General features: G+C 34.5%; 23 protein-coding genes. 9 read left to right on the forward strand and 14 right to left on the reverse strand.

Annotation, left to right across the window (positions count from 1 at the left end):
* The 7 genes from OZP09_RS10330 to OZP09_RS10360 form a co-directional block, all read right to left on the reverse strand.
* Positions 1–861: a prephenate dehydrogenase gene (locus tag OZP09_RS10330; RefSeq protein ID WP_269237713.1), complete on the reverse strand. Its 861-nt coding sequence runs from the start codon at positions 859–861 to the stop codon at positions 1–3.
* A gap of 245 nt (positions 862–1,106) precedes the next feature.
* Positions 1,107–2,252 carry a pyridoxal phosphate-dependent aminotransferase gene (locus OZP09_RS10335; RefSeq protein ID WP_281310718.1) on the reverse strand — a complete coding sequence of 382 codons (1,146 nt, stop codon included), beginning with the start codon at positions 2,250–2,252 and terminating at the stop codon, positions 1,107–1,109.
* A gap of 86 nt (positions 2,253–2,338) precedes the next feature.
* On the reverse strand, positions 2,339–3,166 hold the full coding sequence (locus OZP09_RS10340; protein ID WP_281310719.1) for a prephenate dehydratase: 828 nt from the start codon (positions 3,164–3,166) through the stop codon (positions 2,339–2,341).
* A 438-nt stretch (positions 3,167–3,604) separates the two neighbouring features.
* Entirely contained in the window at positions 3,605–4,144 is a 540-nt protein-coding gene (locus tag OZP09_RS10345; RefSeq protein ID WP_269237714.1) for a hypothetical protein, read from the reverse strand.
* 2 nt (positions 4,145–4,146) lie between these two features.
* Positions 4,147–4,350, reverse strand: coding sequence for an addiction module protein (locus tag OZP09_RS10350; protein ID WP_281310720.1), 204 nt, complete (start codon positions 4,348–4,350; stop codon positions 4,147–4,149).
* 195 nt (positions 4,351–4,545) lie between these two features.
* Positions 4,546–5,709 carry a DUF1501 domain-containing protein gene (locus OZP09_RS10355; protein ID WP_269237716.1) on the reverse strand — a complete coding sequence of 388 codons (1,164 nt, stop codon included), beginning with the start codon at positions 5,707–5,709 and terminating at the stop codon, positions 4,546–4,548.
* An 11-nt stretch (positions 5,710–5,720) separates the two neighbouring features.
* Complete coding sequence (locus tag OZP09_RS10360) at positions 5,721–7,124, reverse strand: DUF1800 domain-containing protein (protein WP_281310721.1); 1,404 nt, start codon at positions 7,122–7,124, stop codon at positions 5,721–5,723.
* Between the two features lie 479 nt (positions 7,125–7,603).
* Here OZP09_RS10360 and OZP09_RS10365 point away from each other — a divergent pair, with 479 nt between their 5' ends.
* The 5 genes from OZP09_RS10365 to OZP09_RS10385 all read left to right on the forward strand — a co-directional run bounded on the left by OZP09_RS10365 (position 7,604) and on the right by OZP09_RS10385 (position 10,769).
* Entirely contained in the window at positions 7,604–8,455 is an 852-nt protein-coding gene (locus OZP09_RS10365) for an alpha/beta fold hydrolase (RefSeq protein ID WP_281310722.1), read from the forward strand.
* Positions 8,455–8,928 (forward strand): RNA polymerase sigma factor, encoded by a 474-nt coding sequence (locus tag OZP09_RS10370; RefSeq protein ID WP_269237720.1) that lies wholly within the window; start codon positions 8,455–8,457, stop codon positions 8,926–8,928. The genes OZP09_RS10365 and OZP09_RS10370 overlap by 1 nt, the downstream gene beginning before the upstream one ends.
* Positions 8,915–9,511 carry a hypothetical protein gene (locus OZP09_RS10375; protein WP_269237721.1) on the forward strand — a complete coding sequence of 199 codons (597 nt, stop codon included), beginning with the start codon at positions 8,915–8,917 and terminating at the stop codon, positions 9,509–9,511. Before OZP09_RS10370 ends, OZP09_RS10375 begins: the two co-directional genes overlap by 14 nt.
* A 179-nt stretch (positions 9,512–9,690) precedes the next feature.
* Positions 9,691–9,981: a response regulator transcription factor gene (locus OZP09_RS10380; RefSeq protein WP_269237722.1), complete on the forward strand. Its 291-nt coding sequence runs from the start codon at positions 9,691–9,693 to the stop codon at positions 9,979–9,981.
* Positions 9,982–10,082: 101 nt separating this feature from the next.
* Positions 10,083–10,769 (forward strand): zinc metallopeptidase, encoded by a 687-nt coding sequence (locus OZP09_RS10385; protein WP_278011329.1) that lies wholly within the window; start codon positions 10,083–10,085, stop codon positions 10,767–10,769.
* A 137-nt stretch (positions 10,770–10,906) separates the two neighbouring features.
* Here the strand turns inward: OZP09_RS10385 and OZP09_RS10390 are convergent, their stop codons facing one another.
* The 3 genes from OZP09_RS10390 to OZP09_RS10400 form a co-directional block, all read right to left on the reverse strand.
* Complete coding sequence (locus OZP09_RS10390) at positions 10,907–11,377, reverse strand: Lrp/AsnC family transcriptional regulator (protein WP_163395318.1); 471 nt, start codon at positions 11,375–11,377, stop codon at positions 10,907–10,909.
* Positions 11,378–11,515: 138 nt separating this feature from the next.
* Positions 11,516–12,265, reverse strand: coding sequence for a uroporphyrinogen-III synthase (locus OZP09_RS10395; RefSeq protein ID WP_163410085.1), 750 nt, complete (start codon positions 12,263–12,265; stop codon positions 11,516–11,518).
* Positions 12,266–12,276: 11 nt separating this feature from the next.
* Complete coding sequence (locus OZP09_RS10400; RefSeq protein ID WP_269237862.1) at positions 12,277–12,954, reverse strand: DUF4271 domain-containing protein; 678 nt, start codon at positions 12,952–12,954, stop codon at positions 12,277–12,279.
* 108 nt (positions 12,955–13,062) lie between these two features.
* Between OZP09_RS10400 and OZP09_RS10405 the strand changes: the two genes are divergently transcribed.
* The 3 genes from OZP09_RS10405 to OZP09_RS10415 are packed head-to-tail and all read left to right on the forward strand — an operon-like array spanning position 13,063 to position 15,644.
* Positions 13,063–13,788: a polyprenol monophosphomannose synthase gene (locus OZP09_RS10405; protein WP_269237724.1), complete on the forward strand. Its 726-nt coding sequence runs from the start codon at positions 13,063–13,065 to the stop codon at positions 13,786–13,788.
* 10 nt (positions 13,789–13,798) lie between these two features.
* Positions 13,799–15,139 carry a dihydroorotase gene (locus OZP09_RS10410; RefSeq protein ID WP_269237725.1) on the forward strand — a complete coding sequence of 447 codons (1,341 nt, stop codon included), beginning with the start codon at positions 13,799–13,801 and terminating at the stop codon, positions 15,137–15,139.
* Positions 15,140–15,146: 7 nt separating this feature from the next.
* Positions 15,147–15,644: a DUF4296 domain-containing protein gene (locus OZP09_RS10415; protein ID WP_281310723.1), complete on the forward strand. Its 498-nt coding sequence runs from the start codon at positions 15,147–15,149 to the stop codon at positions 15,642–15,644.
* Here OZP09_RS10415 and OZP09_RS10420 read toward each other — a convergent pair.
* Positions 15,639–16,640 carry an NAD-dependent epimerase/dehydratase family protein gene (locus OZP09_RS10420; protein ID WP_269237727.1) on the reverse strand — a complete coding sequence of 334 codons (1,002 nt, stop codon included), beginning with the start codon at positions 16,638–16,640 and terminating at the stop codon, positions 15,639–15,641. The genes OZP09_RS10415 and OZP09_RS10420 overlap by 6 nt on opposite strands.
* Before the next feature lie 340 nt (positions 16,641–16,980).
* Here OZP09_RS10420 and tyrS point away from each other — a divergent pair, with 340 nt between their 5' ends.
* Positions 16,981–18,276 carry a tyrosine--tRNA ligase gene (gene tyrS / locus OZP09_RS10425; protein ID WP_269237728.1) on the forward strand — a complete coding sequence of 432 codons (1,296 nt, stop codon included), beginning with the start codon at positions 16,981–16,983 and terminating at the stop codon, positions 18,274–18,276.
* Between the two features lie 78 nt (positions 18,277–18,354).
* On the opposite strand, the gene OZP09_RS10430 is transcribed toward tyrS, so the two are convergent.
* From OZP09_RS10430 to OZP09_RS10440, 3 genes are all read right to left on the reverse strand, one after another.
* Positions 18,355–20,028, reverse strand: coding sequence for a CARDB domain-containing protein (locus OZP09_RS10430; RefSeq protein ID WP_269237729.1), 1,674 nt, complete (start codon positions 20,026–20,028; stop codon positions 18,355–18,357).
* Between the two features lie 147 nt (positions 20,029–20,175).
* The gene (locus tag OZP09_RS10435; RefSeq protein WP_281310724.1) at positions 20,176–21,156 is read right to left on the reverse strand and encodes a LuxE/PaaK family acyltransferase; all 981 of its coding nucleotides are present in this window, start codon (positions 21,154–21,156) and stop codon (positions 20,176–20,178) included.
* A gap of 93 nt (positions 21,157–21,249) precedes the next feature.
* The gene (locus tag OZP09_RS10440; protein WP_269237730.1) at positions 21,250–21,585 is read right to left on the reverse strand and encodes a T9SS type A sorting domain-containing protein; all 336 of its coding nucleotides are present in this window, start codon (positions 21,583–21,585) and stop codon (positions 21,250–21,252) included.
* Positions 21,586–21,623 lie beyond the last annotated feature (38 nt).

The raw sequence follows: 21,623 nt of genomic DNA on the forward strand, positions 1-21,623 counted from the left end.
TTACTTTTTAGTTATTGTTAATCCGTTTAATATCTCTTTTATTTTATTTGTGCTTTCCATTTCATTAAAAATGGCGTTGTAATCTTCTTCTTTCAGCAAATCCCTAAACCGGCTCAGGTTTGCAATATATTCTTCTAAGGTTTCTAAGACGTGTTCTTTATTTTGTTTGAAAATCGGTGTCCACATCGCCGGCGAACTTTTTGCAAGACGAACCGTGCTTTCAAATCCGCTTCCCGCCATGTCAAAAATATCCTGCTCGTCTTTTTCCTTATTCATTACCGTTTTTCCGAGCATAAAAGAACTGATGTGCGACAAATGCGAAACGTAAGCAATATGTTTGTCGTGCGAAACCGGATCCATATATCGAATTCTCATTCCGATTTCTGCAAAAAGTTTCAAAGCTTTTTCCTGCAGTTTAAAAGTGGTTTTTTCCACTTCGCATATAATATTTGTTTTTCCCTGAAACAAACCTCTTATTGCTGCCGATGGTCCTGAAAACTCTGTTCCGGCAATTGGATGCGTCGCAATAAAATTTCTTCTTTTCGGGTGACTTGCCACTGCGTCACAGATTGGTTTTTTAGTCGAACCCACTTCAAAAACAATTGTTTTATCTCCAACTACATCGAGTACCTTTGGCAAAACCGTCAGTGCCACATCAACCGGAACCGAAACAATTACAAAATCGGCATCTGCCAAATCTTCCATTTTTCCGGATTTTTCGACAACACCCAAATCAATTGCTTCCTGCAAATGTTTTTCGTTATTATCGATTCCAAAAATAGTCGCGTTCGGATGTTGCGCTTTGATGTCCAGCACCATTGAGCCACCTATTAACCCTATTCCTATTACATATACTTTCATCTTTATTTTTATTTGAAGCTAATTCCTGCTATCCGCTTTATCTTTTATGGTGAACCCCACCATAAAAGGATGCCGCTTCTATCAGGGCTAGGGCTTTTTGTTTTTTCAAGACCTTTAGATTTATTCGCCTTTTTTGTCATTTCGACTGAAAGGAGAAATCGCACTAGAAATTCCATCCGCTATTTCTTCAATCTTTGTCGAGTTCCGAGTGCGATTTCTCGTTCCTCGAAAATGACAAACTTTATCTAAAACCTATCAATCGCTTCCTGTATCTTTTCCTCCTTAACACATAATGAGAACCTTATATATCCTTCACCGTTACTTCCAAAAATGGTTCCCGGCGTTATAAAAATATGTTTGTCGTATAATATTTCGTCAATGAACTTTTCTGCTGATTCGATGCCTTCCGGAAGTTTAGCCCAAACAAATAAGCCAACTCCTTCTTTATATACTTTGCAACCTAGTTTCTCAGCCAGTTTTTCGGTTAATTCTCTACGGCGTCTGTAAATTTTATTATTATCTTCAAACCACGATTTATCACATTTCAAAGCTGCAATCGCTCCTTTCTGAATTCCGTAGAACATTCCGCTGTCCATGTTGCTTTTTACTTTTAGAACTGCATCAATAATTTCAGGATTTCCTAAAACCATTCCGACTCTCCAGCCTGCCATGTTGAATGTTTTACTAAGCGAATTCAACTCTAAAGCCACATCCTTCGCTCCTTCAAACTGCAGTAAACTCATCGGATTATCATTCAAAACAAAACTATATGGATTGTCGTTAATCAATAATATATTGTGTTTTTTAGCAAAAGCTACCAGTTTTTCAAATAACGCTGAACTTCCTCTCGCTCCTGTCGGCATGTGCGGATATCCCAACCACATAATTTTAACTTTCGAAAGATCTAATTTCTCTAAAGCTTCAAAATCCGGTTCCCAGGCATTTTCTTCTTTCAAATCATAATAAACCGGAACTGCCTGAACCAAATTAGTTACCGAAGTATAAGTCGGATACCCCGGATTCGGAATCAAAACGTGATCGCCTTCATTTAAAAATGCCAACGAAATATGCATAATTCCTTCTTTCGAACCCATCAATGGTAAAATCTCATTATTTGGATTCACTGCAACACCAAACTGATCTTTATAAAAATCCGCCATCGCCTGTCTCATTTCCGGTAATCCCTGATAGCTTTGATAACCATGTCCGTTTTCATCCTGAATTGCTGCAGCTACTGCTTCAATTACTGCTTTTGACGGACTCAAATCAGGGCTTCCAATTCCCATACTGATGATTGGTTTTCCTTCAGACATCAATTGTCTCACTTCTCTCAATTTTGAGGAGAAGTAGTATTCTTCAACTGTGTCTAATCGTTTTGCTGTTGTAATCATGATTCTTATGTATTCTCTTTTAGAATTTTCTGTTTTTTAATCCCGAAGGATTGGAATTTGGTATTTTAAAAATTGAAATTTGCCATTTATGGCTTGGTGTTTCTATATTCCCCCAATACTTTAAAATATTCTGCCATTATATTCAACAATGCTTTTGCTTTTGCGTAATCTTCGTATTTTTCAAATGTCACATCTACAAAAAACGAATATTTCCAGGGTGTTTCAATTTTTGGAAGCGACTGGATTTTGGTCAAATTCAGTTTGCAGTCGCTCATTACGTTTAGAACCGCTGCCAGACTTCCTCTTTTATGATCCAGTTCAAATTTGATGGAAGCTCTGTTGATTTCGCTTTCTGGCAAAAATGAATTTTGCTTTTTAATGATTACAAAACGGGTCATGTTGTTTTTGATTGTCTGAATCTCCGGTGCAATAATTTCAAGCTCGTACATTTCTGAAGCTACTTTACTTCCTATCGCTGCAATTCCGGTTAATTGTTTTTCCTGAATTCTTCTTGCCGTTTCCGCCGTATCTTTATCTTCAACCAATTTGATATTTGGATACGTTTTCAGGAAATCCATACATTGCAATAGTGCCATCGGGTGCGAATGAACTTCTTTTATGTCTTCAATCTTCTGACCTTTTAAAGCCATTAAATTTTGATGAATGCTCAAATAATGTTCTCCTATTATGTGTAAATTATTCTTGTCAATCAAAGCATAATTCGGAATAATCGGCCCCGCAATAGAATTTTCGATTGCCATAACCGCCTGATCTGATTTTCCGGCAATAAGGCTGTCAACCAATTCTTCAAAAGATAAACATTCGTCGATTTCAACATTTTCAGCAAAATACTCTTTCACTACCTGATGATGAAAAGAACCTTTGATACCTTGTATTGCAATTTTAGTTGTCATATAGTCAAAAAAAAATCCTGATTTTCATCAGGATTGTATATTAGTTTTATTTGTCTTAAATTTTGTTTCAAATAACCATAGCACAATCCTAACTTCTACTAAAGAAGAAATAAAAGTTGTTGCTAAAATAAAAACGGTTAGTTGCCATTTTGTTTGTGTTATTTTTTAAATTCTGTGCGAATGTATAAATTATTTTGACCTCACCAAAAAAAATATTGCATTTTATGAAACAAAAAAGGATTTCTTAACAAAATACATCCGTTTTGTATGATATTTTAATAAATCTGGCTTAAAATAAGATTTTTACAATTGGTATTTTTGAAAAGGTTCTAAGGATCTGAGTTGCTAAGCTTCTAAGATTTTAATCTTTTTGGAATCAATTTCAAATGAAAGGCATACATAAAATACAACCTCGCAAAACCAATGTTATGGTCAGTTTCATCTTGATAAGTATTTTTCCCTTAAATCAAGACCGTCTTCAAAATACGCTTCTTTTGGGTGAATATTAATGTAGGTTTTACGTGAAACTTCTAATATTGAGTCAATAAAAACGTCACCAAATCTTCTGTAAATTTCCTCTTGCATTTCATTACGGTAGCAAAAAGGATCAAATCTCCCAGGTCTTAAACATCCACCAACAAAACTTTTAGTTTCTACATTGTATTTTTTCAAAATTGATTTGATTAACTCAAATTCCTTTCTCGATTCTGTATAAAATACTAACTTTCCATCTTGAATATCTTTAAGAGCTTTTATTTTTTGAAAAATACAGCTTGTATCTACAGTTTGATAATTAGACTTAATTCTTAGAAAATTTGGATTATTAGTAAAATCTTGCACATTGTAATATATTCTATTTCCATTAAAATCTTTTTTGGGAAAATTTTCCTTTTGATTACAAGAAGAAAATGCAAATACTAACAGAATTAAAATACCAAAATGCCGCATGCTTTTATAGGTTTTGAAAAAATAGCCCATAACTACATAGATTTTAAATGAGACTTAACCTCATCCCAGGAATATAGCCCTGCTTTTCCTTCTTCTAAATTCTGGATTCTAACATCCAATTCTTTTTTTATATCCTCTGAAATTTCTAAGTCTTTTTTGGAAACACTATCCCATAGTTGTTCAGCCAAAAAAAAAAATTCGGCATCACTATATTTAGATAAATCTTTAACTTCCATGTTCTTTCTATTTAATTGCCTATTACAAATTTAGACAAATTTAATTTTGAATACGAATGTTTTTTTAGCCCCGATTACTTCACTATTATTTATTTTAATTCGAGTTCAGTGAACTTCGTTTGCAGTGAAAATCCTTTTGTGCCGGGGTTCGGCACAAAAGATTGCAACGAAAAGCGGGAATAGCTCCTGAAAATTTTAAAACAAGCCAGAAACCGGACTATTTTTAATTCCGATTTTCGAATAATCGAATTCCATTTTTTGCTGTAACAATGATGCATAAACTGACCTAAAATCAATTTGGTGTTTTAAATCGCCATTATCCAAATCGGTTAAATTTGGATTATTACCCAGAATTGTTCCTTTATTACTTCCTCCTATTACAAACATTGGCGCTGCCGTTCCGTGATCAGTTCCGCTGCCGTTGTCTTTTACGCGTCTTCCAAATTCTGAAAACACCACAATCGTTACATTTTGCAGCAATTGAGCTTGTTTCAAGTCGGTATAAAAACTGTATAAAGCATCGTTTAGTTCTGTTAATTTGCGTTCGTGGATAGAAAGCTGGTTATCATGCGTATCGAATCCGCCAAGCGAGGTGTAATACACTTTTGAATTCAGGTTTCCTTTTACGAGTCTTGCAATCCATTCCAGATTTTTGGACAATCCGGTTTTTGGATAACTGATTTCTGTTTTCGATTGCTTTAGTGCATTCTGAATGTCATCTGATCCTTCGACAACCGAATTGGCAATTTTGCGCACGAAGTCCAATTGCGGATTTTCAGATAATGTTACATTTTCCTTGCCCGTTTTTATCTTAAAACGATCTGGGTCTTTAACTGTGATTGAGTTCGGCTCCATTCCTTTCAAAGCCAGATTATCGATAGAATCGAGATTGATTCCGGCGGTTGGCTGATGATCGTGACATTGTACATCCAAATAACGCCCAAGCCATCCCTGATTTATATATTTATTGGAATCTGCCGCTGTTTGCCAAATTTCCTGACTACGGAAATGGGAACGCACCGGCTCCGGATAGCCCACATTTTGAATTACCGTTAAATCTCCGTTTTGCTGCATCTGCGCAAAATCTTTTAAAGCAGGATGAAACGCCATTCCTCTATTTTTGCCCACAACAACGTCTTTATTCAGGGAAATTTTTGTTCTCAAATCGTAATACAAAGGATCTTCATACGGAATAAAAGTATTCAGACCGTCGTTTCCTCCGTTGAGCTGAACAAATACCAGACATTGCTCTCCAGTAATCAGATTGTTCTGTTGGCCAAAAGCATGCAAAAAATTTGGAAGCACCAGCATTCCGCCGGTAAAAGTCCCTGTCAGGGTTAGAAAATTTCTTCTGTTCATAGCGCTGCGTTTTAAATCAATTGATATTCCGGCAATTTGGTGATGTAATTAAACAAACGAATTACGGCAAAATTGGCATTGGGTTGTTTAGGGTCAAAATCATACTTGAGTAAATTTTCCATATCTTTCTGCATTTCACTATTTACCTCAAATAACAATCTGTTGGATAAGTCTGCAATGATGGTTTTATTGTTTCCGTTAGAATCGAATTTTATCTTTACTTCTCTTTTCTCCAGTTCTTTTTTCGGCTTTATATTTTCTTCATCCATCATCATAATGCCAGACGCTTTTTTAGGAAGTTTTCGACCACTGCAAAGCAAATCTGAAGTATTGTTTCGCTGCAAATACACCTGTGAAGTCAGCCATGCATTTCCGCCATCCCAGCCTTTTACATTTAACTGATTATACAAATCCATCCCTTGCTGTTTCAGGAATGCGGCAATCATGCTCTCATCATAGTCGTCCAGCTGCAATTCATCAGTAAGCTGCAAAATATAAACTAAAGGATCTTTTATTTTTTTTCCGGTCTTGTCTTTGGCATATTCTTCGGTAAACATTTTGGTTAGCAGAGGCTTGATTTCAAAGTTCGATTTCCTAAAATAATCGCCATACCGAATCACCATTTCTTCTGATGGGTCATCATAAAGAAACCATTTCAGGATTTTTCGGGTAATCAGGTACGGAATATTTTTTTGTTCGAAAATAATATCCACCAGATCATCGGCTTTCCAGTTTCCCGTTCTCCCGAAGTACGTTTTATTACCGTTATCTTCTGCTTTTGGCTGGTAAACAGCACCTTCATCACCAAGATTTAATCCTGCCAAAGCCCTTGCTCCGTTTTTGATATCGTCTTCGCTATAATTCCCGATTCCGATGGTGAATAATTCCAGTAACTCACGGCTTAGGTTTTCGTTGATCTTGCCTTTTTTGTTGTCAATGTTATCCAGGTATTTAACCATAGCATTCGATTTTACAATCTTTTTGGTCATTTCTTTGAAGTTCCCAAAAGCATTTTCACGCAAAATCATATTGTGCTGGTAAAGCCAGTAATTGATTTTTACTTTTTGGGAAGCAGAGACAAAATGATTGTGCCAGAAACAAACCATTTTTTCGCGCAGTGGAAATTCATCGGTTTGCATTTTTGCAATCCACCATTGTTTTAATTCGCCTGTGGTATAAATTTCTTTTCTCTGGATTTTCTTTTTTTCTTCCGGATCCAGATCTTTTAGTGATTGCCGAAGCGCTTTTAATTCGGCAGTGGTCTTGGGTGTGTTTTCTAAAAAAGCGGGAAGTTGTGTATCAAACTTTGAATAATAGGATTTTTTTAGAAATTTTTCCAATCCCAGTTTTTCTATTTTATTAGATTCTTTTCCTGAGAAGCCCAATCGTAACGACCAAAGATTGCTTTTTTTCATAACAAAGAGGTTAGTTTAAGATAAGACTTTTGTTTTTTAGAAAGGTTTAATTTGAGGAAGGTTCTGAGGTCTTCAGTTGCTAAGGTTTTAAGATTTTGAAAGTTTTTGGTAATATTAAACGAGAAACTTCATCCGAATATTGTCATTCCTTTCGAAAGGAGAAATCACGCTAGAGACTCGACAAAGATTGGCGATATACTTTGCTGAATTTCTAGTGTGATTTGCTTCGCCTGTTAGCTATCGCTCGAGTCTCGTTCCTTGAGGATGACAAAATTGGTAGAAAAAACTTTGTGCCCTCTCGCCTTTTCAAGTAAGTAAATTAGCATACTTTTTGCGAAAACTTCCGCATACTTTGCGGTTAAAAAAAACATTCCAATATTGGAATTTAATTATTGAAAATTTTCAAAATTTTGTAACATTTTAATAGTTGCCGTATCCAAAGCACGGATCCGATTATTTATAAACTTAAAACTATTAAAATGAAAAAGTATATCATCTTAGTTATCGCATTCTTATTTTCAGCATTATGTTTAAATGTTTTTGCACAAAGTAAATCGTATCCTTTTGAAGTTGTAAAAACCGGAAACGGAAAAAAATCAATAATATTCATTCCGGGATTTGCTTCTTCTGGCGATGTTTGGAATGAAACCAAAGTCAATTTCGAAAAAAATTTTACTTGTTATACACTTACAATGGCCGGTTTCGCTGGCGCAAAACCTGTAGAAAATTCTTCATTTAAAAACTGGAAAGACGGAATTGCAGCATTCATTAAAGATCAAAAAATAGAAAAACCAGTTGTAATCGGGCACAGTATGGGAGGCGGTTTGGCTTTGGCAATTGCTTCAGATTATCCTGAATTGGTTGGAAGTATTGTCGTTGTTGATGCTTTACCATGTTTGGCCTCGCTTTCGGATCCTTCTTTTCAATCAAAAGAAAATAATGACTGCTCGCCAGCTGTAAAACAAATGACGGCTATGAATGAAAAGCAATTTTACGATATGCAGAAACAAACAATGCCAAGACTTTTGGCAGATCAATCAAAACTGGAAATGGTTGTGGATTGGAGTGTAAAATCAGATCGAAAAACTTTTGCCGAAATGTATTGTGATTTTTATAATACCGATTTGAGAAACAGGATTGCACAGATAAAATGCCCGTCGTTAATTTTGTTAGAGTCTTATTTTATAAATTTAAAACCTGCAATTGAGGAACAATATAAAAATTTGAAAACGGCTGATTTTAAATACGCTGCGAAAGGGCTTCATTTTATTATGTACGATGATACAGCCTGGTATCTGGAACAATTAAATAATTTTTTAAAACCTGAATAATGGAGTTTGAAACTATCTACAAAACATATTGGGACAGAATTTTCAGGCTATGCATGGGCTTTGTTAACGATTATGATATCGCGCAGGATCTCGCCCAGGAAACCTTTATAATCGTATGGCAGAAACTGGAAACTTTTAGAAACGAGTCGGCAATTGGAACCTGGATTTTTAGAATTGCTTCGAATAACTGTTTAAGACAGATTGAAAAAGACAAACGTTTTCCAAAATCAGATCTGCCGGTTCATCTGAGCGAAGAAAAACAAACTTCGATTGAACCCCATATTCAATTTTTATACAAATGTATAGCCGAATTACCAGAAACAGACCGTATTATTATTTCACTGGAATTAGAAGATCTAAAACAGTCGGAAATTGCCAGAATAGTTGGGCTTTCTGAAGCCAATGTACGCGTGAAAATTCACAGAATAAAAGAAAAACTGACTCAAAAATTTAAAGAACATGGACCACGATAATAATATAGATTTTAAAGATTTATGGAAAAAACAAACCGTAAGCCAGCCTGACATGCAGGATTTGCTTTCCAGGGTGAGCGTGTTTAAAAAAATGGCACTGCGCAGTTTATGGATGACCAATATTATGCTTTTGGCAACAAGTATTTTTATAATTTTTATCTGGATGTATTTTAAGCCTCAGTTGATATCAACTAAGATCGGAATCGTTTTGGTGATTCTCGCTATGGTGATTTATCTGTTAGTTTACAATAAATTATTTGGGAAATATAAAGATATTGACGCAACTATAACCAATCATGATTACCTCCAAAAATTAGTTTTGATTAAAAAGAAACAGCAATTTTTACAAACTAATATGATGAGCCTGTATTTTCTGATGCTAAGTGCCGGGATTGGCCTGTATATGTATGAATACGCTAGCCGAATGACTCTTTTGGGAGCAGTGTTGACTTATGGGATAACGTTTTTATGGATTTTATTCAACTGGTTTTTCATTCGCCCCAAACAAATCAAAAAACAGCAGAACAAAATAAATAGTCTCATTCAGAGATTCGAGGAGGCAACGCATCAGTTAGAATCATAAAAAAAAACCAAAAAGCACCTCAAAATACAATTTGAAGTGCTTTTTTTAGATATTATTAAATCTAATATAAAATCAATTGTAATATATTAGTTTTAATTTTTAAGTAAGTCACTATCATAATCAAAATCTACATATAAAGAAAATTCATTTCCAACTAAAGGCTGATAAAGCACTTGAATATGCCCCCTTATAAAGCAATCGAAGGTGAAATTGTGTTTAGTGAAGAAGTGAAAACTATAATTAGCCAGCCATTATGTGAAGATTTAGAGCGAATTCCGGCTTTAAGCAGAAGAGAGCGTGATATTGCACTATTGTTATCGCAAGGAAAGTCAACTCAGGAGATAGCCGACGATTTATTTCTAAGTTTTTTGACTGTTCAAACCCATCGCCGTAATATTCTTCAAAAATACAAAATGAAGAATGTGGCAGAACTAATTGCTTTTCTACTCAAAAACAATATGCTGAACTGAGACATAATGGGTATAAAAATGCCAAAATGACATTTTGTTAAAATGGTTCATAATTTGCAGATCGTTTTGTAAATTTAGATTCAATCAAATCAAATAAAATCATGGGAAGTGGATATTTAATTATTGCCGGGGCTATAATGTTATTTAGCTGGCTGGTAAGTTCAAGACTAAAAAGTAAATTCGAATTATACTCCAAACTGCAATTACAAAACGGTATGAGCGGGAGGGAAATTGCCGAAAAGATGCTCGCAGACAATGGTATTTACGATGTTCGTGTGATTTCGACTCCGGGTCAATTGACAGATCATTATAATCCTGCAGATAAAACGGTTAATTTAAGCGAGGCGGTTTACAATCACAGAAATGCAGCAGCAGCAGCAGTTGCGGCTCACGAGTGCGGTCATGCGGTGCAGCATGCAATTGGTTATGAGTGGCTGACAATGCGTTCGGCATTAGTGCCTATTGTAAGCGTAGCATCCAATTATGTACAATGGATTTTATTGGCCGGAATCCTGATGATCAGGACTTTTCCACAATTATTATTAGTAGGTATCGTGATTTTTGCCGCAACAACATTGTTTACAATTATAACTTTACCTGTTGAATATGATGCAAGTAATCGTGCGCTCGCGTGGTTAGAAAATAAACGAATGCTCACACAACAAGAGCAGGCGGGAGCAAAAGATGCATTAAAATGGGCAGCGAGAACGTATGTGGTAGCAGCTATTGGTTCAATTGCAACCTTGTTGTATTATATTTCGATTTATTCAGGAAGCAGAAGGAATTAGTTTTAATGTGGCAATTGAGATAATTAGCCGATTAGATAATTATTTATAAAGCCCGACAAATTTTCAAATCTGTCGGGTTTATTATTTATATGTGTTTTGAATATTATCAAATTATCAAATTGACACATTATCTAATTTTACAGCTGAATCTGTCTGTCAATCTGCTGATCCAGTGAAATGAAGGTTTCAGTTCTCGAAACCCCCTCAATTGCCTGAATTTTGGTATTTAAAAGCTGCATTAAATGTTCGTTGTCACGACAGATAATTTTAATTAAAACTGACCAGTTTCCGGTAGTATAATGACATTCTAAAACTTCAGGAATTTTTCTAAGTTCTTTTACAGCTTCGGAATTTCCGGAAGCTTTGTCGAGATAAACACCAATAAATGCCATGGTATTGTAGCCTAAAACTTTTGGGTTTACAGTAAATTTTGACCCTGATATCACACCGGATTGTTCCAGCTTCTTCAAACGCTGATGAATCGCCGCTCCCGAAATGCCTATTTTATTGGCAATTTGAAGAATAGGTTTGCGGGCATCGTCCATAAGATATCGAAGGATTTCTTTGTCGATACCGTCAATTTCAATTAATAGGGAATTGATTTTCATAACTTAAAATTTGAAACTATTCTTGTAATTTGAGTTTAGAATAGAAATCAAATGTAGTTAAATTGGTCTGAAAAAGAAAATCCAAATCCCAAGTGTTAAATTGGAATCTGGATTTTTTAAGATTGTATATTTTAGAATTTATTTCGCTTTGTTTGCTTCGGCAATGTATTTTTCCAGAGCCATTGTCATAGAAGGAGTTTCAGGAGTCGGGGCAAGAATGTCAATTCTTAAACCATGGTCTAAAGCTTCTTTTTGAGTTGTGCTTCCAAATACAGCAATTCGGGTATTGTTTTGTTTAAAATCAGGAAAGTTTTTAAACAATGATTTTATTCCCGTTGGGCTGAAAAAAGCCAAAACATCATAATAAACGTCTGCTAAATCTGACAAGTCGCTCATTACAGTTCTGTAGAAAATAGCTTGTGCCCAGTCTACTTTCAAACCGTTTAAAGTTATTGGTGCATCAGCATTTAACTGATCAGAAGCCGGCAATAAGAATTTTTCGTCCTTGTATTTTTTAATAAGCGGAGATAAATCTGCAAAATCTTTCGCGCCAACATAAATTTTACGTTTTCTGTAGACCACATATTTTTGCAGGTAAAAAGCCACCGCTTCAGATTGACAAAAATATTTCAATCCTTCAGGAACTTTGTAACGCATTTCGTCAGCAACTCTGAAAAAATGATCAACCGCATTTCGGCTTGTTAAAATAATTGCAGTGTAATGATTAAGATCGATTTTTTGTAATCGGATTTCTTTTGCACTAACTCCCTCCACATGAATAAAAGGTCTGAAATCAATTTTTATTTTGTGTTTCTGTTGGAGCTCAAAGTAAGGGGAGTTTTCCACTTTAGGTTCAGGCTGTGACACCAAAATTGTTTTCACTTTCATATTATAGACATTTACTGAGCCGCCTTAGTAATCCAATAATACAGGAAATAATAAGGGGCTATTTCAAGAGCGCAAAGATACAAAATAAAATAAAACAATTTATTGATTATTGTATTTTGATAAGTTTTAATTGAAATAAAGTATGAAAACATACTGATGCATGCTGAAACACCTATGATTGCTAATGGTATGATTTTAGGAATATCGTCATGATAGAACAAAATTGCATTAACGGGAAGTATTAATAAACCAATATAGGTTCTGTAAGTTGCTTTTTGTAAGTTGAAAAGATCGACAAATTCATTAATGTTGAAAGAAGTTCCTACGATTTTTTCAATTAAATATTTAGCTAATATAAAATAGGTCAGAAAAGTGACAATTTGGGTAAAAAGCATCCAGTCTGTTTTTTCTGTTTTTACCGGAAACTCAAAGATGTGCATTGTAATTTGTATGAAAAAGGCATACGAAATAATTTGTACAAAAAATAAGGCTACTGTAAAACTGCTTCTGAGATGTGAAACGTCGCGGTAAATTTTAACGTACTTATCCGAGAAAATAAGTCTGGTAAATTCGCTAAATCTGTTTTCATATGCTGATTTAGTAATCGCAACAACAGCAAAAGCCAACACAAATAAAAGTGTTGCCCAATCTTTGTTTTCTATTATCCTGAGGTGAAACTGTTCCATCATAACATTTACAAAATTAGTAATTTTTTGTGTCAATACTTTTATTATAGATTTATTATGAACCAAATGCTATAAAAAAGTTTACTTTTGCGGTGAAATTACGCAGAAAAAATGAGTGATAGTATTGTCATAATTCCTACCTATAACGAAATTGAAAACATAGAAAGTATAGTACGTGCTGTACTTTCGCAACATAAATCTTTTCACCTTTTAATTATCGATGATAATTCTCCTGATCGCACTGCTGATAAAGTGATTGCGCTTCAGGAAGAATTTCCGGGAAGACTGTTTCTGGAAAAAAGAGCTAAAAAATCTGGTCTTGGTACAGCTTATGTTCATGGTTTCAAATGGGCTATGGAACGTAAATATGATTTCATTTTTGAAATGGATGCTGATTTTTCACACAACCCAAATGATCTTGAAAAATTGTACAATGCCTGTCATCTTGGAGGGGCTTCTTTAGCTATTGGGTCACGTTATGTTACAGGAGTAAACGTAGTAAACTGGCCTCTTAGCAGGGTATTGATGTCTTATTTTGCTTCGGTTTATGTAAAGTTTATTACCGGAATGAAAATTCACGATGCAACAGCAGGTTTTGTGTGTTATAAAAGAGAGGTTCTGGAAAAGATAAATCTCGATAAAATCAAATTTGTTGGATACGCTTTTCAAATCGAAATGAAATATAGAACTTATTGTGGTAAATTTGAAATAACAGAAGTTCCGATTATTTTTACCGATCGTACAAAAGGAGTCTCAAAAATGAGCAATGCCATTATTAAAGAAGCAATACTTGGAGTTATTTCGCTTCGATTAAAAAAAATATTCAATACACTATAAACGAACGGCGATGAACAGGATTTTAATTAAGAATGCCAAAATTGTAAACGAAGGATCAATTTTTGAAGGTGATGTTTTAATCGAAAACGACTTAATTGTAGAAGTTGCAGACAGCATCAGTCTAAAATCATCCGATTGTAAAGTAATAGATGCCGAAGGAAATTTTCTGATTCCGGGCGCAATTGACGACCAGGTACATTTTAGGGAACCGGGACTTACACATAAAGGGGATATTGAATCGGAGTCGAGAGCTGCCGTAGCAGGAGGAATTACTTCTTTCATCGAACAGCCAAATACAGTTCCGAATGCTGTTACACAGGAAATTTTAGAAGATAAATACCAAATAGCTTCCCAGAAATCATTCGCTAATTATTCCTTTATGATGGGAGCTACGAATGATAACCTGGAGGAAGTGTTAAAAACAAATCCTAAAAATGTTGCCGGAATCAAGATTTTCCTGGGGTCTTCAACCGGAAATATGCTGGTTGATAAAGAAGAGACTTTAGAAAAAATATTTTCGAGTACGCCAATGCTAATTGCGGTTCATTGTGAAGATGAAACCACGATTCAGAATAATTTGGCTGAATTCAAAGAAAAATATGGAGATGATATTCCGGTTACGGCGCATAATCTGATCCGTAGTGCAGAAGCTTGTTATATTTCGTCTTCAAAAGCGGTGGCTTTGGCGAAAAAAACAGGAGCCCGTCTGCATATTTTCCATCTTTCAACCGCGAAAGAAATGGAATTGTTTACGAATAAAATTCCGTTGGAAGATAAAAAAATCACAGCTGAGGTTTGTGTACATCATCTTTGGTTTACCGATGAAGATTACAAAACTAAAGGAAATTTTATCAAATGGAACCCTGCCGTAAAAACGGATGCAGACAGAAAAGAACTTTGGAAAGCTTTAAATGATGGCCGTATTGACGTTATTGCAACCGATCATGCACCACATACAAAGGAAGAAAAATTACAATCTTATTTAAAAGCGCCTTCAGGAGGACCTTTAGTGCAGCATGCTGTTGTTGCAATGTTTGAAGCGTACCATCAGGGGAAAATCACGGTGGAAAAAATCGTAGAGAAAATGTGCCATAACCCTGCGAAGATTTTTAAAATCGAAAAAAGAGGTTTTATTAAAGCAGGTTATTATGCAGATTTGGTTATTGTAAATCCAGGTTTGCCATGGAGTGTGAAACCAGACAATATATTGTATAAATGCGGCTGGTCTCCGTTTGAAAATTTTACTTTCAAATCGAGAATTACACATACTTTTGTAAACGGAGAAATGGTTTATAATAATTTTAAAGTAAAAGACATCCGTGCCGGAAAACGATTATTATTTAACAGATAAACTGCAAATGAAGAATTTTGTATTTATAATATTGGTTGTGTTTCTTTCTGTAAGCTGTAAAAAAGAGCTGGTCAAAGAACCGGCTAAACTTATAGAGAAAGATAAGATGATCGATATAATATATGATTTATCTCTTTTGGAAGCTATAAAATACCAGCAGCCTTTGTCGCTGGATTCAGTTGCATCTAACCCAACAAAGTTTATTTTTAAAAAATACAAAGTTGACAGTCTGCAATTTGCACAAAGTAACATTTATTATGCAGCTGATTATGATAGCTACAAAGAAATGTTTGATGAAATAAATGCGAGGCTGGATAGAGAAAAAAAGAGTACTGAGAAAAAGCTGAAAGCTGAAGAAAAAAAAGAAAAAGCAAAAAAAGCAGCTGAAGCTAAAAAGAAAAACTTAAATGAAACTCCTAAAGATTCTGTCAAAAAGAAAGTAATTAAAAAAGCTGACATCGATTCTATAAAAAGAAAGAGAAGTCTTCAGCATAAAGGATTATAATTTCGATGCTTCTTTTATGTATTCATGCACATCCAGAAAAACCGTTCCCAGAGCGGTTTTTATTTTTTCATTCGAATACAGATTTTTAGAATAAGAAGCTTTTGCAGTGGCTTTTGTAAGGCTTCTTTTTTGAAAGAACAGAGTTGAAAAGATACTGTCTGCAATCCAAAGAAGATTCATAAATATTGGTTTGGCGTGAATTGTTGGTTTTTTTACTTTTAAAACTTCAGCAAGCGTGTTCAGAATATCCCTGAACACAATATTGTCAGCAATTACCGTAAAACGTTCATTTTTTATATTGCTTTTCATGAGCTCAAAAGCTACTCTTACAACATCATTTATAGTGATAAATCCGCTTTTTCCAAGGGTGTAGAATGAAAGTCCTTTACTTACTTTTAGATACAGTTCATTACTTCCGTGTTCAAAAATTGATTTTGTAGCAACGGGAGCTAAAATAACGCCGGGATTTACAATAATGACATCTAAGCCTTCCTGAACGCCTCTCCAGACTTCCATTTCGGCACCGTATTTTGAAATAGCGTAGTCGCTGTGTGGTTTTTCCGGATTCCAGTCAGTTTCTTCAGTGATATAAGTTTCATGTGGCTGTAAATCTCCCAAAGCAGCAATAGAACTTACGAAACAGAATTTCTTTACATCTTTTGCTAAAGAAAAATTAACCATATTGGCAGTTCCTTCGATATTGGTTTTTCGAAGTGCATCCTCATCTTTTGGATCAAAAGAAATAAGGGCAGCGCAATGATAAACGTGTTCTATATTGATGAAAGCAGTCTCAAGGGAAGGAACGTCTAATATATCGGCTTCAAGCCAATTGATTTTTTCGAATAAATCGCCTTTTTTATACAATTCAAAAACCGATTTTGTTTTTTGGATATTGTTTTGGCTGCGATAAATAGCCCTGACATTTTCTCCATTTTCAATCAAATGAAGCAATAAATGTGCGCCAACTAAACCGGTTCCTCCTGTTACTAATACCATTTTGTAAATATACTGTTTTGGGTCAAAGTTACAAAGTTACAAAGATGCAAAGGCTCAAAGTTTTTTTACTCCAAATTACATTTATTTCCCTGTTGGTGCAGTTCTAATCACTGTAATCCCTTACGGTCTTATTTTTACAAAACAGAAACGAAATGTAAACAGCCCTTGAAAAAATTGGAATTTAGAATTTTTTAAGGCATGGAATTTAAAATTTATTGAGTTTTGAAACTGAGTTTTGAAACTGAGTTTTGACATTGTCATTGCTTTTTGAATTTGCCATTGCCATTGTTTTTTGCCATTGAAATTGATATTGATTACATTTGCGCAAAAATATTTTAAAATGAAGAATCTAGTTGAAGAATTAAAGTGGCGCGGTTTGTACCATGATAGCATGCCAGGAACGGAAGAACAATTGCTAAAAGAGGTAACATCGGCTTATATTGGTTTTGATCCAACGGCAGATTCGCTGCATATTGGCAGTATGGTTCAGATTATTTTATTGGTTCATTTAAAGAATTTTGGTCATCAGCCTGTTGCTTTGGTGGGTGGTGCGACCGGAATGATTGGTGATCCATCCGGAAAATCTGATGAAAGAAATCTGTTGAACGAAGAAACTTTAGCTAAAAATGTTGCCGGAATCAAAAGTGTTCTGTCGCGTTTTTTAGATTTTAATTCAAATGAACCAAACGGACCAATCATGGTAAATAACTATGACTGGATGAAAGAGTTCTCGTTTATTGATTTTGCCCGTGAAGTTGGAAAACGTATTACGGTAAATTATATGATGGCGAAGGATTCTGTTAAAAAGAGAATTAACGGAGAAGGTGAAGGAATGTCTTTCACAGAATTCACCTACCAACTGATTCAGGGATACGATTTTTATCATTTATATAAAAACAACAACTGCCTTTTGCAAATGGGAGGTTCTGACCAATGGGGAAATATTACCACAGGTACAGAATTAGTGCGCAGAATGGGCGGAGAAAATGCGAAAGCTTTTGCATTGACAACGCCTTTAATTACAAAAGCAGACGGATCTAAATTCGGAAAGTCTGAAGGAGGAAATGTATGGCTGGATGCTGATAAAACTTCGGTATATAAATTTTACCAGTTTTGGGTAAATGCTACTGATGCTGATGCGGAAAAATACATTAAAATCTTTACTTTTTTAGATAAAGAAACAATAGAAGCTTTGATTGCAGAACATCAGGCAGCACCGCATTTAAGAGTTTTGCAAAAGAAATTAGCTGAAGAAATCACTATTTTTGTTCACAGCAAAGAAGAATTAGAAAAAGCGATTCAGGCTTCGAATATCTTGTTCGGGAATTCAACTGCGGATGATTTAAAGAAATTGGATGAAAAAACCTTTTTAGAAGTTTTTGACGGAGTTCCGCAAGCCGAAATTGCAAAAGCTGATCTTGAAAATGGTTTAGACATTATCACTGTTTTAAATGAAAAAACAGGTTTCTTTAAATCAAATGGAGAAGCGAGAAGAGCTTTAACAGCTAATTCTATTTCGGTTAACAGAGAAAAAATAAAAGAAGATTTTGTTTTGACAGTAAATGATTTAATCAACAATCAGTTTGTGTTATTGCAAAGCGGTAAGAAAAATTATTTTGTGATTCGAATTATTTAGTTCTTATTCAGAAAACTTAATTAAAAATATAAAAAGCATCAGCGGTAGCCGATGCTTTTTCGTTTTAGTGAATATTTTTTATTTAATAACTTTTCGGGTTTCATTTTTAGATTTAATCATATAAATACCGCTTTTTAACGAATCTAATGATTTGTTTTCTTCTTCTTCAGAGCTAACTTCTTTTGTTAAAACTTTTTGACCTTGGAAATTATAAACATTAATAGAATAGGGTTGCTTAACCTCTTCAGCTTCTAATTTGGATTGTACTATTTTTCCAAAAGGATTATAGAAAGTTACAGGTATGGCAGTCACGTTATTATTTTCATTTGATTCAGCATTTGTTTTAGAGTCATCAACTGAAATAAGAATGTTTCTGTTTCCGGTAAATGTTGTGCCGATATTACCAAAATCAGAAGAGAAAATTGTTTTCGATACTGTAATTGAAGCTCCTGGGTTTATTGCGTTTATTGTGATACTACCTGCAGTAGATTTTAAATCAGCTGTGTCAATAATACCGTCAGTTGATAAATAAAACTGAAGGTTTGTAGGAGTCGATGCAGCGTTTCCAGTATTTTTAATGGTTATTGCCTGTAAATTGATACTTCCGGATTGATTGCTTATAGTGTGTCTTCTGTTTCCTAAATCACTTAGTGCTGCGGGACAATCAAAACAATTACTAAAAACAATTGTATTATTTCGATCGATAACTAAATCCGGTTTTCCTGTTGGATTTGGGTTTGGATTTGTTGGAGATGTCCCATCTTTTATAACTATTTTATAAGGTGACGACACAATATTATTGTATCCATTAAAATCTTCAGTGTTAGTTATTCTCATAGTTAGATAATACTGACCGTTGCTAATAGTATTAGGGACAGTATAAACCACACTTGCAGTATAGCTATTATTTGCATTTGAAGGCGTGACCCACTGAGTAGCGGTAAGTAGTTGTGTATCGTCACTACCATCTGTATAATTGCTTGATTTTGAAAGATAAAATGTAAGTGTAGTAGTGGCACTTTGAATATTTGTACCTATATTTCTTATTGTAAAAGTTGCTGATTTTATTGAACCTCTATAGAGCTCTTCATAAGTAGATGGAGTAACTGCTACAGCTTGCAAGTCGGGTTTTTGACAGTTAAATGCAACAATAGAAAAAAGTGAATTACTGTCTGTAGAGTCTACTTCATAATCTGCATCACCGCTTTCTACACTTGCCCCATCAATTAAATAATAATTAGCACCTTTGCCAAAATCCATAAAACAAACATCACCTGAAGCTAACGATTTTGCTATTTTAATATTTACCATTTCTCTGGTATTATTAACTGTTAAGTTCGAACAAAAGTTATTTTGAGCCTCTTGCAATGTTGATCCTAATAAAATAGGTCTTATGTATTTCCAAGATAAAGAATTACATAAATCAGTAATTGGTGCGCCAAAGTCTATAGGAGTATATATATCTATTCCTCTTTCATAAGGAATATCATCTGTATATTTTACTCTGTAATATCTTGTACCCTCACCTAAACCTAAGTCAATTTTATATATATTACCTACTTTTAGTTTGTAATTTTGTTTTAAATTTAATTCTATAACTCGTAAAGGACTGAAGTGATGAGTGCATTCAATTGAAATAGCCCATTCTATATTGGGTCCCAAATCTTCTAGATCGTGATACCTGTAATCTGGATTCTGTGACCATCCAATTAAGGTTAAAAAGCAAAATAATACTAAAGTAATTTTCTTCATGATTTTATATTTAAAATTTTATTTAAAAGTAATTTTAAAATATAAATCCAGTATTTTTCGTATATTAATTGTAGGTTAATAAATTACGTATATTCTTACTAATTATGTAAAATAGAAGTAAGAGACAAAGAAACAAAGAAAGATTGCTTACAGTACCATCAAATTACAGCCACGAATATCAGAATTATCAAAACGTCCCAATACCTCGAAAGAGTTGTTGGGATTTTTTTTGCCTAAATCCTGTGTGGCGATAAATGAACAGGAATTGATATTGGCTAAATCAATCACATTGATTCCACCTGTTTTTCCGTCTTTCACATATGTTAGCGCATCTTCGGGATCACGCATGAGAACATGCATCCAGGAAGGACATTCGAAAACGCCTTCACCTAAAGAGTAAGCCTGCGCCAAAAGTTCGGTCATACCATATTCTGAATGAATTGAAGAAACGCCAAAGCCTTTACAAAGCTGTTCATGCAGTTCTTCGCGAATCATTTCTTTACGTTTGCCTTTCATTCCGCCGGTTTCCATAATAATGGTATTTTGAAGACTGAATTGATGTTTTTCAATTAAATCTAATAAAGCATATGTAACGCCAATCAAAATCACATTCTGGCCTGATTCATCCAATGCAGTCAGCTTTTTAATCAGGTCGTCGTGGTTGTGTAAATAAAACCCGCTTTCAGGCTGATTGGATAGTTTTATTAAGTCTTCGACCATATAAATTAACGAAGAGCCATCTCGTTCTAAATAAGATGGTAAAAGGGCTAAAACAACGTAGTCTTCGATATTGCCGTAAAATTGTGAAAAGCCTTTTCGGTAGCTTTCTTCATATAGGGAAACGTCCGAAACCAAATGCCGGCTCGTAACCATTTCGGTAGTACCGCTACTGGTAAAAGTTACCTGAGGGAAATCAGAATTTGAAACTACTTCGTGGCTTTTGAAAAACTGAATCGGTAGAAACGGAATTTTTTCCAGAGATTTTACCTGTTGCGGATTTATGTTTAAAAAATCACAGAAATTACGATATACTTTATTGTTTTCATATTGAAAACGAAACACCTTAAGTGCTATTTTTTCAAATTGTTTCTGACTTGAGATGGTAAATATATTGTTGGCTGTAATCAAAACTTTTTTTGTGCAAAGGTATAAATTATTGTAGGTGTAAGGATAATAAAAAAGCTCCAAATTATGGAGCTTTATATGTGCATTTTCTATGGTTTATCGAACAATTAATTTTCGCGTTGCCGAATTGCCTTGTTCACTTATTTTTATGATGTAAACTCCTGGTGTGAGATCAGGAATGCTAAGTTCTTTTGAAGTCAAATGTGTCTGAAGTACTTTTTTTCCTAAAACATCAAAAATTATAATTTCTTTTTCAAGATCATTTTTGGAAGTAATATATACTTTCCCATTTAACACAGGGTTAGGGTACAAGCTCAACCCCTCTATAGGAGCCCCCTGAGTTTTAGGCGTTGGTTTACTGTCCTGAGCTGAGACGCTTACAGTAAAGAAAAAAGCCAGTAAGAAAGTAATATAAAAGTAATTTTTTGCCATCGCATGATTTTAGATAAGTAAATATACAAAAAAGTTTT

Source organism: Flavobacterium flavigenum, assembly GCF_027111255.2.
Taxonomy (GTDB): Bacteria; Bacteroidota; Bacteroidia; order Flavobacteriales; family Flavobacteriaceae; genus Flavobacterium; species Flavobacterium flavigenum.

Coding starts and splice junctions, on each gene's coding strand:
- OZP09_RS10330 (WP_269237713.1), bottom strand. CDS start 861: ATGAAAGTATATGTAATAGGAATAGGGTTAATAGGTGGCTCAATGGTG.
- OZP09_RS10335 (WP_281310718.1), bottom strand. CDS start 2,252: ATGATTACAACAGCAAAACGATTAGACACAGTTGAAGAATACTACTTC.
- OZP09_RS10340 (WP_281310719.1), bottom strand. CDS start 3,166: ATGACAACTAAAATTGCAATACAAGGTATCAAAGGTTCTTTTCATCAT.
- OZP09_RS10345 (WP_269237714.1), bottom strand. CDS start 4,144: ATGGGCTATTTTTTCAAAACCTATAAAAGCATGCGGCATTTTGGTATT.
- OZP09_RS10350 (WP_281310720.1), bottom strand. CDS start 4,350: ATGGAAGTTAAAGATTTATCTAAATATAGTGATGCCGAATTTTTTTTT.
- OZP09_RS10355 (WP_269237716.1), bottom strand. CDS start 5,709: ATGAACAGAAGAAATTTTCTAACCCTGACAGGGACTTTTACCGGCGGA.
- OZP09_RS10360 (WP_281310721.1), bottom strand. CDS start 7,124: ATGAAAAAAAGCAATCTTTGGTCGTTACGATTGGGCTTCTCAGGAAAA.
- OZP09_RS10365 (WP_281310722.1), top strand. CDS start 7,604: ATGAAAAAGTATATCATCTTAGTTATCGCATTCTTATTTTCAGCATTA.
- OZP09_RS10370 (WP_269237720.1), top strand. CDS start 8,455: ATGGAGTTTGAAACTATCTACAAAACATATTGGGACAGAATTTTCAGG.
- OZP09_RS10375 (WP_269237721.1), top strand. CDS start 8,915: ATGGACCACGATAATAATATAGATTTTAAAGATTTATGGAAAAAACAA.
- OZP09_RS10380 (WP_269237722.1), top strand. CDS start 9,691: ATGCCCCCTTATAAAGCAATCGAAGGTGAAATTGTGTTTAGTGAAGAA.
- OZP09_RS10385 (WP_278011329.1), top strand. CDS start 10,083: ATGGGAAGTGGATATTTAATTATTGCCGGGGCTATAATGTTATTTAGC.
- OZP09_RS10390 (WP_163395318.1), bottom strand. CDS start 11,377: ATGAAAATCAATTCCCTATTAATTGAAATTGACGGTATCGACAAAGAA.
- OZP09_RS10395 (WP_163410085.1), bottom strand. CDS start 12,265: ATGAAAGTGAAAACAATTTTGGTGTCACAGCCTGAACCTAAAGTGGAA.
- OZP09_RS10400 (WP_269237862.1), bottom strand. CDS start 12,954: ATGATGGAACAGTTTCACCTCAGGATAATAGAAAACAAAGATTGGGCA.
- OZP09_RS10405 (WP_269237724.1), top strand. CDS start 13,063: ATGAGTGATAGTATTGTCATAATTCCTACCTATAACGAAATTGAAAAC.
- OZP09_RS10410 (WP_269237725.1), top strand. CDS start 13,799: ATGAACAGGATTTTAATTAAGAATGCCAAAATTGTAAACGAAGGATCA.
- OZP09_RS10415 (WP_281310723.1), top strand. CDS start 15,147: ATGAAGAATTTTGTATTTATAATATTGGTTGTGTTTCTTTCTGTAAGC.
- OZP09_RS10420 (WP_269237727.1), bottom strand. CDS start 16,640: ATGGTATTAGTAACAGGAGGAACCGGTTTAGTTGGCGCACATTTATTG.
- tyrS (WP_269237728.1), top strand. CDS start 16,981: ATGAAGAATCTAGTTGAAGAATTAAAGTGGCGCGGTTTGTACCATGAT.
- OZP09_RS10430 (WP_269237729.1), bottom strand. CDS start 20,028: ATGAAGAAAATTACTTTAGTATTATTTTGCTTTTTAACCTTAATTGGA.
- OZP09_RS10440 (WP_269237730.1), bottom strand. CDS start 21,585: ATGGCAAAAAATTACTTTTATATTACTTTCTTACTGGCTTTTTTCTTT.